Genomic DNA, 12,947 nt, shown 5'->3' on the forward strand with positions numbered 1-12,947 from the left:
GGTGATCGACAGCGCTACGAGGACGGACGGACATGAGCGATGACTGACAGTCGACGAGCCGACGACGAGCAAATTCTCGACCTGGTCGGGATCGGGTTCGGTCCTTCGAACCTCGCACTCGCGATCGCGATCGAGGAACACAACGCGGAGTGCTCGCCGACCGAGAAGGTCACCGCCCGCTTCTTCGAGAAGCAGGAGGAGTTCGGCTGGCATCGCGGGATGCTGCTCGACGGGGCGACCATGCAGATCGCCTTCCCCAAGGATCTCGTCACGTTCCGCAACCCCCGCAGCGGCTACAGCTTCTTCTCGTATCTGCACGAGCGCGGCCGCTTGGTCGACTTCGTCAACCACCAGACGTTCTTCCCCACCCGAGTCGAGTTCCAGGACTACCTGCGCTGGGCCGCGGCCCGCGTGGACGCCGACGTCCGCTACGGCACCACCGTCGCGAGCGTGGAGGGTGTCGAGGGCGGCGAGGCCGTGGAGCTGTTCGAGGTCGTCCTCGCGGACGGCACCACCGTCCGTGCCCGAAATGTCGTGGTGGGTGCGGGATTGCGGGAACGGCTGCCGGAGTGGGCGACGCCGTCCGCACGCTGCTTCCACAACCACCAGTTCCTGTTCCGGATCGCGGAGATGCCGCAGCCGGTTCACCAGCGGTTCGTCGTGCTGGGCGCGGGACAGAGCGCCGCCGAGGTGGTGCACTACCTGCACGGCCGCTACCCGGAGGCGGAGGTCCACAGCGTCTTCTCACGGTTCGGGTTCAGTCCGGCCGACGACAGTCCCTACGCGAACCGGATCTTCGATCCCGGCACGGTCGACGAACTGCACGCCGCCCCGGCCGTCGAACGCGCCCGCCTGCTCGCGCTGCACCGCGGCACCAACTACTCGGTGGTCGACATCGAGCTGATCAACGAGCTGTACGCCACCGAATATCAGGAGCGGGTGCGGGGACAGCGGCGGCTGTTCATGCGCCGCGCGTCGGAGATCCGGGCGACGAGCGAGACCCCCGACGGCATAGAGGTGCACGTGCACAGCGCCCTCGACGGCCTCACCGACACGCTGATGTGCGACGCGCTGGTGCTCGCCACCGGGTTCGAGCCCACCCCGATCGGCGCCGTCTTCGGCGCGTCGGTGCCCGGTGTGTCTATCGAGCGCGGCGTGGGCCGGGACTACCGCCTTGCGCTCGATCCGGACGTCCGGGCAGGGGTCTACCTGCAGGGCGGTACGGAGAAGACCCACGGGCTGACGGCGTCATTGCTGTCGAATGTCGCGATCCGCGCGGGAGAGATTCTCAATTCGATTCTCGCTCATCGAGATATCCGGGGCGGCCTTGCTAGGCTGAACGAAGACAACCCGTACGCGACAAGCGAGGTTAGATGAGCACCAATCCGTTCGACGACGAAGACGGCCGTTTCTATGTGCTGGTCAACGACGAGGACCAGCATTCGCTGTGGCCCACGTTCTCCGAGGTCCCGCAGGGCTGGAGGATCGTGTTCGGTGAGGATTCGCGTCAGGCCTGTGTCGAATACGTAGAGAAGAACTGGACCGATATGCGGCCCAAGAGCCTGCGTGAGGCCATGGAGCAGGATCAGAAGAACGCCGGCAAATAGGAAATTCCGGTCCGATCACCCCACCTTGGGCGGGGCGTCGGACATGGAATTGCTCATCACCACGCTGCGTCGTCCGAATCGCGGGCGGCGCAGCGTCGTGTTTCGACGCATGCCCGGGGTGCGGCGCATCCGAGGCGGGCGGCGCAGTGTCCGCGCGCCCCACTCGCCCAGGGTCACCCCCGCGGCCAGCGCGCAGCCGATACCGAACGCCCCGAGCAACGCAGTGAGCCCGAGGATCACCTCGTCGTTCAACATCGCGTACAGACCGCGATACAGCGACAGGCCCGGCAGCAGCGGCGTGATACCCGCGACCGCCACGACCAGGGGCGGGGTGAGCGAGCGACGAGCCATCAGACCACCCGCGAAGCCGATCACCGTGGCGGCGATGGCGGACGAGATCACCGGCCCGATGCCGGCGCTCTGCGCCAGCACGAAGAACAGCAGACCGGCCGCGCCGCCGAGGCTGGCCGCCGTCAGCGCGCGCCGCTCGGCGTAGCAGGCCAGCGCGTAGAACACCGAGGCCAGCGCGCCCGCGACCACCTTCACCGGAAGCTGCGTGAGGTCCGGTTGCGCGGCGTTGCTGATCACGGGCAGATCGGCGCCCAGCGCGGTCGCGACCCGCAGCGAGAGCGCCACACCGGCGATGATGCCGCCGGTCATCATCACGACTTCGAAGAAGCGGGCCGACGCCGTGATGGGCGCCCCGGTGATCGCGTCCTGCACCGAGCCGACGAGCGAGAGCCCGGACAGCAGCACCACCACCCCGGCCGCGATGATCTGCGACGGTTTGATCACGACCCCGAGATGGTCCTGGATCGTGTACAGGGCGGTGGCCGGTGTGGCAGCGATCAACCCGCCGGTCATCTGCTGGAAGAAGTACGGCAGCCCGAACCGGTTGAGGACGCGGTTGACCCGGTCGATCACGACCGTCGTCAGGAACGCGACGATCGTGACCAGCGGTCCGCCGCCGAGCAGCACCGCGACGGTCCCGGCCAGCCCGGCCCACCCCAGCGTCGCGACCCAGCGGTTGTAGGGGTGCGGCGCCCGCACGATCGCATCGAGCGCGGCGTGGGCCTCGGCCGGAGTGATCGCGTCGAGCCGGATCCGGCGGGTGAGGCGGTCGGCCGCCGCGAGCCGGGTGAAGTCCATCGACCGGTAGTGCACGATGCGCATCGTGCTCGCCGGGGGGATGAGCGGTCCGCGGTGCGCCGACACGACGATCGAGTTGTAGGTGACATCGACGTCACACTGGGCCAGACCGTAGGTGGCGGCGACGAACCGGACCTGCGTGGCGGTGTCCATCGCGGACGTCCCGGACGCGAGCAGCAGGTCGCCGATGCGCACAGCGAGGTCGAGAACCTCGGCGACGCGGGCGTCGTCGGTGAGGTCGATCGGCTGTAGCGGTGTGGGGGCCGCTGTGACCGTGTCGACCGTCGCCCGGCGATCCTTGACCAGACTGCCGATCGAGGCCGCGAACTTGCGCACGTCAGATGTCGGTGACGAGATCCTTGTCGGAGAGATCGGTGGCCTCCAGTGCCGCTTCGAGTGTGTCGTGCCGGAAGACGGCGGTCACCTGATCGTGCACCACGCGAAAGGAAGTGCCGACCGTGCGGGACTCGCCGGGCTTCGACGCCCAGGTGGCCTGCTCCTCGACCACGACGACACCGTCGTGCATGAACATTCGGCCGGGGACCAGTGTAGGGGCCGCCGAGCCGGCCCATTCCTGGAGAGCGGTCAACCCCTGGGCGGCGCCCTCGGAACCGCCGAGTTCGATGTCGTCACTCGAGAGCGCGAGCAGCGTCTCGATATCCGAATCGTTGAGAGCGTCGTGCCACGCGAGAACGGTGGCGATCTCCGAGATGCGCATGCGACAACGCTAGCCAAAACGGGCGGTCGCGGCACGGTTACGCGCACCACTGTCGGGTGTGGATATGATGGGCGCGCTCGCCTGCCTCCTTAGCTCAGTGGTAGAGCACTCGCCTTGTAAGCGAAAGGTCGTCGGTTCAATCCCGACAGGGGGCTCCACGAAAGCAGGCCCCGTCGGCGACGTCGCCGGCGGGGCTTTTTTCATCGCCCGCGCGCGCAATACGAGAACGCCCCGGGGGTTACCCGGGGCGTCCGGCGGCTTGCTTCCCCCAAGCCGCGGCTCCCAGAATACGCGCGGGGTCCGACACGTCGAGCCGCCTGCCCGCGCGGGACCGGAGCCCGCCGCGGCGGTCGGGTCAGGGCAGGATCGAGTCGACGTAGCCGCCGTCGACGCGCACGGCGCCGCCGGTGGTCGCCGACGCGAAAGGCGAGGCCAGGTAGACGACGAGGTTGGCGATCTCCTCGGGCTCGATGAGTCGCTGCAGCAGCGACTGCGGCCGGTGCTCGATCATGAACTTGTGCTGGGCCTCGTCCCACGGCAGCTCGTCACCGACGAGCTGGCGGACGAAATCCTCGACGCCGCCGGTGTGCGTGGGTCCGGCGATCACGGAGTTCACGGTGACGCCGGTGCCGGCGGCATCCTTGGCGAACCCACGGCTCACCGCGAGCAGTGACGTCTTCGTCATGCCGTAGTGGATCATCTCGGCCGGGATGACCACGGCCGAATCGCTGGCCACGTCGAGCACGCGCCCCCAGCCGCGTTCCTTCATCCCGGGCAGATATGCGCGGATGAGCCGGACGGCGGAGAGCACGTTGACCTCGAAGTAGCGGCGCCACTCGTCGTCGTCGATCTCCAACGGCGCGGCCGCACCGAAGATGCCGAGATTGTTGACCAGGATGTCGACCGCGGGCTGCGCGTCCACGACGGCGGCGGCGCCGTCGGCGGTCGCGAGGTCACCGACGGCGCCGGTCACCTCGTCGCTGCCGGAGGCGGCACGCACGCTGTCGAGCGCCGCGTCGACACGTTCTTCGTTTCGGCCGTTGACGACGACGCGCGCGCCCGCGCCGGCCAGGCCGACGGCGATGGCGTGGCCGATGCCCTGGGTGGAGCCGGTGACCAGCGCGGTACGGCCCGACAGATCGATGTGCATGAGAGTTGTCCCCTCGCCGACGTGGGTGTGCCGCTCGTGCGGACGACCACTGAGCGCCATGCTCCCAGATTTCGGGGGAGACCTCAGCGGGGTCGGAGAAGAACGGCGGCCGCGGCGGCGCTCGGGGCCGTCAGCTGTTGCTGCCGATCAGCAGTGCCCCCACGACTCCCACCACGACGAACAGCACCGAGACCGCCATGGCCCACTGGCCGAAGAAGACCCCCAGGAAGAGAATCGAGACGAGCGTTCCGGCCGCCCCCAGCGCGAGTAGCAAGATGCCGACGACCAGCGCGAGATCTCCGTTCATGGCTTCCCCCTACCGCCACGGAAATGTGATCTTGACGCGACGGTAGCCGATACGGGCCGATTGCGCGGGCGGTATTCTAGAGCGCGAACCCGTCGCCGGCGCCCGTGTCGGTGATCGCGAAGGTGGGCAGCTTGCTGCCCGTGCCGCCGACCTGCAGCTGCACGCGCACGCCCGGCTCGACGCGCCGTCGTCCGACGACCCGCGCGAAACACCAGTCGCCACTGTCCAGGGCCACGAGGGCCTTGCGCCCGCGACGCATCATCGTCCACACTCCCGCACTCGGTTTCTCGACCACTTCAGGATCGCTCGCGGGGGGTGGCGGGGGACACGGGAGAACTACCCGTTCGAGTACCTGTTTCGGGTTCTGAGGTAGTCCGGCCCCCGACGCGGGCGCGCCGGGGGCCGGAGGGACGCGGGGCCGCCTCAGTCGTCGCCGAGGCGCCGGGCACGCACGACCGAGTCGTGGATGGTCATCTCGTGGTCACCGTGCGTGGCGGTGCGCGCCGGGGACGCGGCCGTGTCGATCGACCATTCCGTCGGGTCGAGCAGCGCCACAACGTCTTCCGGGACGAAGAACAGTTCCGGGCGGGGCGGACGCGGGACACCGTTCTCGAGATCCGACGGGTGATGGCCGACGATCAGCAGCGTGCCGCCCGGCGCGACGAGCTCGGCGAGGCGGGCGTACAGGACGTCTCGCTGACCCGAGGGCAGGTGCACGTACTGCGCCGTGACGAGGTCGTAGCGGGTGGCGCCCGGGTCCCACGCCAGCAGATCCGCGGCCTCCCACGTGACACGGCCGGCGATGTCGGCGCCGGCCTGGGTCGCATGCTCGGCCGCGCGCTCGATCGCGACGCTCGACAGATCGATGCCGTGCACCGTCCAGCCGTGCCGCGCGAGCCAGATGGCGTCGGCACCCTCGCCGCAGCCGACGTCGAGCGCCGTGCCGGGTATCAGGTCCGACACCTCGCTCACCAGGTTGATGTTCGGGTTGCCGCTCCACAGGCGATGGCTCGAGCGGTAGCGGTCGTTCCAGAACGCCTCGTCGAGCACCTCGGGCAGATCGGTCATGGTCAGGCTCCCTTCTGTTGCCGCGCCCGGAGTTCGGTTACGGCCACGTTCGTGTCCTCGGCAATGAGGTCGTTGTTGACGGCGACGGCGGCCAGTGCGGCACCCGCAGCCGCGCCCAGCACCTGCGCCCTGATGTCGGTGACGTTGCCGGCCACCCACACACCGGGCACCTTGGTCAGTCCCGACCAGTCGGCGGGGATGTACCGGCCGCCCGACATCGGTTCGAGTTCGGTGTCGAGTCCCAGCGAGGTGAGGGCGTCGGTCCGGGCCACGAAGCGCGGCGCCACCACCAGGGCCTCGCGGGCGACCACCGTGCCGTCGGCCAACCGGAGGCCGGTCAGGCGGTCGTCGGTGACGAGCAGCGAGTCCACCGTCCCCTCGACGACGCGGATCCCACGGGCCTCGAGCTGCTCGAGTTCTGCACCGGAGGGTTCCGGTGCCGTGTGCCGGAACAGCACGACGTCGTCCGTCCACTGCCGGAACATCAGCGCCTGGTGCACCGACATCGGTCCGGTGGCGAGCACGCCCACCGGCCGGTCGCCGATTTCCCAGCCGTGGCAGTACGGGCAGTGCAGCACGTCGCGACCCCAGCGTTCCCGGATCCCGGGCACGGCCGGTAGCTCGTCGACCAGGCCGGTGGTCACGAGCAGCCGCCGCGCCCGGACTTCCCGGCCGTCGGAGATCGCGACCGTGAATCCGTCGGCGTCGCGGCGCGCATCGGTCACGGTGCCCGCGACCAGCTGCCCGCCGTAGCGTCGGACTTCGTCGCGGCCCGTCGCGGTGAGCTCGGCGGGTGCGATGCCGTCGCGGGAGAGGAATCCGTGGACACCGGAGGCCGGTGCGTTACGCGGGTCCCCGGCATCGATCACGAGCACCGTCCGGCGGGCGCGGGCAAGCATCAACGCGCCCTCGAGCCCCGCGGCGCCGCCTCCGATCACCACGACGTCGTAGTTGTCCGACACTTGTCCACTCACGGCGGTGCCCTCCTCGTTCTCTCGTTCTGCGTCGGACACCACCATGCCGACCATGCGCCGAAACTGGCAAGAAAGTTTGCCGAAGTGGCAAGCTGGTGTGCATGGACGACGGCGACGACATGGATCGGATCCTGGACGCGGTGGGCCCCCGCCTGCGAGCGCTGCGGCAGCTGCGGAACGTGACACTGGCCGACCTGTCCGCCGACACCGGCATCTCGGTCAGCACACTGTCGCGGCTCGAATCGGGGCAGCGCAAACCGAACCTCGAGTTGCTGTTGCCACTGGCGCGGGCCCACGGGGTGCCGCTCGACGAACTGGTGGGCGCGCCGCCGACCGGTGATCCGCGCATCCACATGCGGCCGATCCGCCGCGGTGACCGCACCATCGTGCCACTGACCCGGCGGCCCGGCGGGATTCAGGCGTACAAGCACGTGATTCCCGGTGCGCGGGAAAGGGTCCGGGAACCGGACGTGCGGGTGCACGACGGCTACGAGTGGTTGTACGTCCTCAACGGCCGGCTGCGCCTCGTGCTGGGCGAGCAGGATCTGGTCCTGCTACCGGGGGAGGCTGCCGAGTTCGACACCCGGGTACCGCACTGGTTCGGTGCTGCGGGACCCGAGCCCGTCGAGTTCCTGGGATTGTTCGGACGCCAGGGCGAACGCGCGCACATCCGGGCACGTCCGGCGCTGGACGAAACGGGAGAGTGAAGAAGCGGGAAGGACTCGCGGGACGGTGCCTCACTTGTCCTGCGGGAAGGACTCGCGGGACCGTGCCTCACTTGTCCTGCGGGACGGTGGCGGGGGTGTCCCCGAACATCGCCGCGATGCGGGACTTGATCTCTTCGGTGCTGATGGAACCGGTGCGGAGACCGTTCGCGGGGGTCTGACGAGAGTTCGAGATGTGGTTCATTCGACGCTTCCGTGCCTTCCAGGTACATCCGTGCGGTTCGGCGTCTTCGACACCGATCTGACCGCGGTACAGGCTCCGGACCGGAGCAACTGCGCCAACGTCAGGCTAGCGAGGCGGACCCCGCCCGGGGCCGCCTCCGACGAGTGGTTATGGAACCGGAATCAAGCGGGCGTGGACGACGGTGCAATCGTTACCGATCCCGGACTGATTCGGGACCGAGGTCCCTACGATCGGGGAATGCCAGCGGTTACGGTTCCCACGTCCGACGGTCCGATCGACGCGGTGCTCGAATCGCCGCGGGAGGCCTCGGCTGCGCCCTGGCCGGGGGTCGTCGTGGTGCACGACGCGCTCGGCGTCGGCCGGGACATCCGCGACATCACCGCGCGGGTCGCCGAGCACGGCTACCTGACGTTGACACCCGACCTCTACTCGCGGGGTGGACGGACGCGCTGCGTCGTCCGGGTCTTCCGGGAGCTGCTCGGCGGGCGGGGGCGTGCGGTGGACGACCTGGTCGCGGCCCGCGACCTGCTCGCCGCGCGCCCGGACTGCACCGGGAAGGTGGGTGTCGTCGGGTTCTGCATGGGCGGCGGCTTCGCGCTCGTGCTCGCGACCGAGGGCTTCGACGTGTCGGCGCCGTTCTACGGGCCGCTACCGCGACGGCTCGACGCCGCGCTCCGCGGCGCCTGCCCGATCGTGGGCAGTTACGGCGCCCGCGACCCGATGCTGTGGAACGCCGGCGCCCGCCTCGACGCCGCGCTGGGCCGTGTCGGGGTGGACCACGACGTGCAGACGTACCCGGGTGTGGGGCACAGCTTCGCCAACCGGTTGGTGTCCGGACCCACGACCGCGGCGGTGCTGCGGATCGCGGGGATGGGTTACGACGCCGAGAAATCGGCCGACGCGTGGCGTCGGGTCTTCGAGTTCTTCGACGCCCACCTGTCAGCCGGGGCCCAGTGAGAGGTCGGATCCGCGCCCGCTCTTGAGCCAGCGCCCGGGCAATCGCCCGGCCAGGTCGCCGAGCGGCCCGACCGCCGCACTCAGGATGCCGACGGTCTCCTGCAGCACGTCGATGCTGGCACTCATCCGCTGCAGGTTCGGTGCCAGCGACGTCAGCGTCTCGGACAGGGCCACGATCTGGTCCAGCGGGCCGCCCTGGGCGATGAGCCGCTCGAGCGCGCCGTTCTCGGCGAGTGCCTTGTCGACGATGCCGTCCTTCTTCGTCAGCCGTTCCACGGCCCCGTCCTGCGCGGTGAGCCGCTCGAGTGGACCGTCCTCGGCCGTGAGGCGATCGAGCAACCCGCCGGGCGCGAGCAGCCGCTCGACCGGGCCGTCCTGGGCGAGCACCCGGTCGAGGGGGCCGCCCGGGGCCAGCACCCGTTCGAGCGGACCCCCGGGCTCGAACAGCCGCTCGAGCGTCCCGCCGTCCGCGGTCAGTCGGTCCACCACCCCGCCCGGCGCGAGCAGCCGGTCGAGGGGCCCGCCCGGCTGCAGCGCCTGCCCGAGGGGCCGGTCGTCCGACGCCAGGGCGGCGAGTTGCTGCACCAGTTGCAGCGGCCCGCGGGGATTGGCGAGGGTGGCGGCGCCGACGCCGGTGACGGTGGTGCTCGACAGCGCCAGCCGGGTGGTGGCCAGCGCCGTCTCGGCCACGTCGAGCGCCGCGTCGGTGATGGCGAGACCGGCCCGGACCGGGAACGTGATCGCTGACACCAGGTTCATGCGCTAACTGTAACCCGCACCACACAGTCACTCCGGGGCAATCCGGGACGCGGCGGCGGCGTCGGCGGCGGCGCGGTGATCAGTGCAGGGCCTTGAGTCCGATCACGCAGCCGACGATCCCGAGGATGAGCAGGATCTTGACGATCGACGTGCTCTCCGTCCCGGTGATCATCGCGTAGGTGACGGTGAGCGCGGCGCCGATGCCGACCCAGACCGCGTAGGACGTGCCGACCGGCAGGGTCCGCATCGCGTAGGCGAGGCCTGCCATGCTGAGGATCAGTCCGAGGCCGAACACGATCGTGGGCGCCGGACGGGTGAATCCGTCGGAGCGGCCGAGCGCGGTGGCCCACACCGCCTCGAGCACGCCGGACACGACGAGTACCAACCAAGCCATGGTGTCTCAACTCTCCAAACACCGTCTTGTCGCTGGCCGGGTACGGTGCGCTCGTCCGGATGTCGAATGACTGGTACCACGGTACCAATTCCGGGCTTTCACCCGGCCGTGGTGGTTGCCGATCTCACCATCCGCGGACCCCGTGGCAGGTTCACAGGAATCTCCCAGGGAACGCCCAGTCGGTCGCCAGGACGATGGGAGACTCTGGTGGTGTGAACGAGACACCGCAGGCCCGCGTGCTGATCGTCGACGACGAGCCCACACTGGTCGAACTGTTGTCGGTCAGCCTCCGGTTCCAGGGCTTCGAGGTGGAGACGGCCGCGAACGGTGCGGAGGGCCTCGATCGCGCCCGGACGTTCCGGCCGGACGTGCTCGTCCTCGACGTCATGATGCCCGGGATGGACGGATTCGGGATGCTGCGTCGGTTGCGTGCCGACGGGGTGGGCGCGCCGGTACTGTTCCTCACCGCGCGAGATGCGGTGGAGGACAAGGTGACCGGCCTGACCATCGGCGCCGACGACTACGTCACCAAGCCGTTCAGCCTCGAAGAGGTGGTCGCCCGTCTGCGCGTGATTCTTCGCCGCGCCGGACACGGGGCCCCCGACAAGCAGTCGCCGCGCATCCGTTTCGCCGACATCGAGCTCGACGACGACACCCGGGAGGTGTGGAAGGCCGGCGAGCCGGTGTCGCTGTCGCCTACCGAGTTCACGCTGCTGCGCTACTTCATGGTCAATGCCGGCACGGTGCTGAGCAAGCCGCGGATCCTCGACCACGTGTGGAAGTACGACTTCGGCGGCGAGGTGGGGGTCGTGGAGTCGTACGTCTCCTACCTGCGCCGCAAGATCGACACCACCGACCCGCGCCTGATCCACACCCTGCGCGGCGTCGGCTACGTGATGCGCGAACCGAGGTAGACGGCCGTGACACGCCTGCGTGCGTTGCCGTTGCGGATCACCCTCGTCGCCGCGCTGCTGCTGCTGGCGGCGGCGGGCCTGCTGGCGTCCGGTGTGGCGGTGACCTCCGCGATGGAGCGCTCCCTCCTGGACCGGACGGACCGGCAGCTGTTCGACGCCGCCCACGGGTGGGCCAAGCCACGCGATCCCCGGATCGGGCCGCCGCTCGCCGAGCCGGGGCCCAACCGTCCGCCCAGCCCGTTCTACGTCCGCGTCACCGGACCGGACGGGTCCGTTCGGATGGAGGTGAACGACGAAAGCACGGACGCCACTCCGGAACTCGTGGACGATCCCGGCCCGGTGACGGTCGGGTCGGTGGACGGCAGCGGCATCCGGTGGCGGGAGACGACCGTGGCGTCACCGTCGGGCACCACCACCGTCGCGGTCAAGCTCACCGACATCGACGAGACCGTCGACCGACTGGTGGTGCTGCAGTTGGGGATCGGCGCTCTGGTTCTGGTCGTGCTCGGCTTCGGTGCGTACGTCGTGGTGCACCGGAGTCTGCGGCCGCTACGCGAGGTCGAGGAGACCGCGGCCGGCATCGCGGCCGGCGATCTGCACCGCCGGGTGCCGGAACGGGACCAGCGCACCGAGGTGGGCCGGCTGTCGGCGGCCCTCAACGGGATGCTCGCGCAGATCCAGTCGGCCTTCGCGGCGACCGCGGCCTCGGAGGAATCGGCACGCCGGTCGGAGGAACGGATGCGCCGCTTCGTCGCGGACGCCAGCCACGAGCTGCGCACGCCGCTGGCGACGATCCGCGGATTCGCCGAACTCTATCGGCAGGGCGCGGCGACGGACCCCGCGATGGTGATGAGCCGGATCGAGGATCAGGCCACCCGGATGGGGTTGCTGGTCGAGGACCTGTTGATGCTCGCCCGGATGGACGCCCAGCGGCCGTTCGAACGCCACCCGGTGGACCTGCTCGCGGTGGCCGCCGACGCCGTCCACGACGCGCGGGCCGTGGCCCCGCAGCGGCGGATCACCGTGGAGATCCTGCCGGACTCCGGGCCGGCCGAGGTGCTGGGCGACGACGCCCGGCTGCGGCAGGTCGCGGGGAACCTCGTGGGCAACGCGCTGCAGCACACCTCGGACGACGCCGCGGTCACGGTGCGCGTCGGGACCGACGGCGACGCCGTCGTGTTCGAGGTCGCCGACACCGGTCCGGGCCTCGCCGAATCGGACGCCACCCGGGTGTTCGAGCGGTTCTACCGCGCCGACGAGTCGCGGACCCGGGTCAGCGGCGGCAGCGGCCTGGGGCTGTCGATCGTCGCGGCCATCGTGGCCGCGCACGGCGGAACGGTGACGGTCGACAGCGCACCCGGGTCCGGCGCGACCTTCCGGGTGCGGCTGCCGCGAGGGTGAGGCCGGTCAGGCCGGCACGAACTCACCGTGGCCGAGGTTGCGCAGCGCGGTCCTGATCTTGTCGGCGGCCTCGTCGAGCGACTCCGGAGAGGGATCGGTCTCCGCGCCCGAGATGTCGAAGTTGCCCATCGAGTACGCAGGGAAGACGTGCATGTGCAGGTGCGGCACTTCGAGTCCCGCGATCAGGAACCCGGCGCGGGGCGCGTCGAACGCCGCGCGGACGGCCTGCGCGATCTTGCGCGAGACCGCGGTGCACTTGTCGAACAGTTCCTCGTCGACGTCCTGCCACTGGTCGACTTCCTTGCGCGGGACGACGAGGGTGTGGCCCTGGGTCACCGGTGCGATGGTGAGGAACGCGACGACGTCCTCGTCCTCCCACACGAACCGACCCGGCAGGTCTCCGGCGATGATGGCGCTGAACACTGAAGGCATACCGCGAGGATAGGCGGCGCGGGCCGCGGTCGGTACCGGTGGGCGCCGTCGTCGTCGCGCACCCGGCGGACGCGGATCGTGATCGTCGTTTATCACGGAACGGAAGGTGCGATCACGATCAGTGGTCCACACTGAATCCCGATCGTCGCATCACCGAATCTCCATTGCCACATCCGGGTCGGGGGACCGTCACCCGAGGGAGTGCGTC

17 protein-coding genes, 1 tRNA gene and 1 riboswitch are annotated in these 12,947 nt (G+C 69.9%); of the genes, 7 read left to right on the forward strand and 11 right to left on the reverse strand.

Features of this window, described 5'->3' with window-relative positions; all coding sequences use genetic code 11:
• Positions 1 to 39: 39 nt before the first annotated feature.
• Together E7742_RS22485 and E7742_RS22490 are read left to right on the forward strand one after the other, a co-directional pair.
• Positions 40 to 1,377 (forward strand): lysine N(6)-hydroxylase/L-ornithine N(5)-oxygenase family protein, encoded by a 1,338-nt coding sequence (locus tag E7742_RS22485; RefSeq protein ID WP_137800971.1) that lies wholly within the window; start codon positions 40 to 42, stop codon positions 1,375 to 1,377.
• On the forward strand, positions 1,374 to 1,607 hold the full coding sequence (locus E7742_RS22490; RefSeq protein WP_031937199.1) for an MbtH family protein: 234 nt from the start codon (positions 1,374 to 1,376) through the stop codon (positions 1,605 to 1,607). Before E7742_RS22485 ends, E7742_RS22490 begins: the two co-directional genes overlap by 4 nt.
• Before the next feature lie 15 nt (positions 1,608 to 1,622).
• Here the strand turns inward: E7742_RS22490 and E7742_RS22495 are convergent, their stop codons facing one another.
• Together E7742_RS22495 and E7742_RS22500 are read right to left on the reverse strand one after the other, a co-directional pair.
• On the reverse strand, positions 1,623 to 3,092 hold the full coding sequence (locus E7742_RS22495) for a threonine/serine ThrE exporter family protein (protein WP_137800972.1): 1,470 nt from the start codon (positions 3,090 to 3,092) through the stop codon (positions 1,623 to 1,625).
• Position 3,093: 1 nt separating this feature from the next.
• Positions 3,094 to 3,474, reverse strand: a complete 381-nt coding sequence (locus tag E7742_RS22500; protein WP_137800973.1) for a nuclear transport factor 2 family protein — start codon at positions 3,472 to 3,474, stop codon at positions 3,094 to 3,096.
• 83 nt (positions 3,475 to 3,557) lie between these two features.
• On the opposite strand from E7742_RS22500, the gene E7742_RS22505 reads away from it, so the two are divergent.
• Positions 3,558 to 3,632, forward strand: a tRNA-Thr gene (locus E7742_RS22505).
• A 197-nt stretch (positions 3,633 to 3,829) separates the two neighbouring features.
• Here E7742_RS22505 and E7742_RS22510 read toward each other — a convergent pair.
• The 5 genes from E7742_RS22510 to E7742_RS22525 form a co-directional block, all read right to left on the reverse strand.
• Entirely contained in the window at positions 3,830 to 4,624 is a 795-nt protein-coding gene (locus tag E7742_RS22510; protein WP_137801358.1) for an SDR family NAD(P)-dependent oxidoreductase, read from the reverse strand.
• A 130-nt stretch (positions 4,625 to 4,754) separates the two neighbouring features.
• Positions 4,755 to 4,931, reverse strand: a complete 177-nt coding sequence (locus E7742_RS23330; protein ID WP_175420560.1) for a hypothetical protein — start codon at positions 4,929 to 4,931, stop codon at positions 4,755 to 4,757.
• A 76-nt stretch (positions 4,932 to 5,007) separates the two neighbouring features.
• Positions 5,008 to 5,193, reverse strand: coding sequence for an enoyl-CoA hydratase (locus E7742_RS22515; protein ID WP_137801359.1), 186 nt, complete (start codon positions 5,191 to 5,193; stop codon positions 5,008 to 5,010).
• 161 nt (positions 5,194 to 5,354) lie between these two features.
• Entirely contained in the window at positions 5,355 to 5,999 is a 645-nt protein-coding gene (locus E7742_RS22520; RefSeq protein ID WP_137800974.1) for a class I SAM-dependent methyltransferase, read from the reverse strand.
• Between the two features lie 2 nt (positions 6,000 to 6,001).
• Positions 6,002 to 6,961: an NAD(P)/FAD-dependent oxidoreductase gene (locus E7742_RS22525; RefSeq protein WP_217497569.1), complete on the reverse strand. Its 960-nt coding sequence runs from the start codon at positions 6,959 to 6,961 to the stop codon at positions 6,002 to 6,004.
• A gap of 113 nt (positions 6,962 to 7,074) precedes the next feature.
• Here E7742_RS22525 and E7742_RS22530 point away from each other — a divergent pair, with 113 nt between their 5' ends.
• Positions 7,075 to 7,680, forward strand: a complete 606-nt coding sequence (locus E7742_RS22530; RefSeq protein ID WP_137800975.1) for a helix-turn-helix domain-containing protein — start codon at positions 7,075 to 7,077, stop codon at positions 7,678 to 7,680.
• 67 nt (positions 7,681 to 7,747) lie between these two features.
• Here the strand turns inward: E7742_RS22530 and E7742_RS23680 are convergent, their stop codons facing one another.
• Positions 7,748 to 7,882 (reverse strand): hypothetical protein, encoded by a 135-nt coding sequence (locus E7742_RS23680; protein WP_302660270.1) that lies wholly within the window; start codon positions 7,880 to 7,882, stop codon positions 7,748 to 7,750.
• A gap of 237 nt (positions 7,883 to 8,119) precedes the next feature.
• Between E7742_RS23680 and E7742_RS22535 the strand changes: the two genes are divergently transcribed.
• Positions 8,120 to 8,839 carry a dienelactone hydrolase family protein gene (locus tag E7742_RS22535; RefSeq protein ID WP_137800976.1) on the forward strand — a complete coding sequence of 240 codons (720 nt, stop codon included), beginning with the start codon at positions 8,120 to 8,122 and terminating at the stop codon, positions 8,837 to 8,839.
• Here E7742_RS22535 and E7742_RS22540 read toward each other — a convergent pair.
• A complete protein-coding gene (locus tag E7742_RS22540; RefSeq protein ID WP_137800977.1) occupies positions 8,822 to 9,598 on the reverse strand; it encodes an ABC transporter in 777 nt (258 codons plus the stop codon). The genes E7742_RS22535 and E7742_RS22540 overlap by 18 nt on opposite strands.
• A 79-nt stretch (positions 9,599 to 9,677) precedes the next feature.
• Positions 9,678 to 9,992: a DMT family transporter gene (locus E7742_RS22545; protein WP_137800978.1), complete on the reverse strand. Its 315-nt coding sequence runs from the start codon at positions 9,990 to 9,992 to the stop codon at positions 9,678 to 9,680.
• Positions 9,993 to 10,007: 15 nt separating this feature from the next.
• Positions 10,008 to 10,068: riboswitch (guanidine-III (ykkC-III) riboswitch) on the reverse strand.
• 118 nt (positions 10,069 to 10,186) lie between these two features.
• Here E7742_RS22545 and E7742_RS22550 point away from each other — a divergent pair.
• Positions 10,187 to 10,906: a response regulator transcription factor gene (locus E7742_RS22550; RefSeq protein ID WP_137800979.1), complete on the forward strand. Its 720-nt coding sequence runs from the start codon at positions 10,187 to 10,189 to the stop codon at positions 10,904 to 10,906.
• 6 nt (positions 10,907 to 10,912) lie between these two features.
• The gene (locus E7742_RS22555) at positions 10,913 to 12,307 is read left to right on the forward strand and encodes a sensor histidine kinase (RefSeq protein WP_137800980.1); all 1,395 of its coding nucleotides are present in this window, start codon (positions 10,913 to 10,915) and stop codon (positions 12,305 to 12,307) included.
• 6 nt (positions 12,308 to 12,313) lie between these two features.
• Here the strand turns inward: E7742_RS22555 and E7742_RS22560 are convergent, their stop codons facing one another.
• Positions 12,314 to 12,739 (reverse strand): HIT family protein, encoded by a 426-nt coding sequence (locus E7742_RS22560; protein ID WP_137800981.1) that lies wholly within the window; start codon positions 12,737 to 12,739, stop codon positions 12,314 to 12,316.
• Positions 12,740 to 12,947 lie beyond the last annotated feature (208 nt).

It is taken from the genome of Rhodococcus sp. SGAir0479, from assembly GCF_005484805.1.
Lineage (GTDB): Bacteria > Actinomycetota > Actinomycetes > Mycobacteriales > Mycobacteriaceae > Prescottella.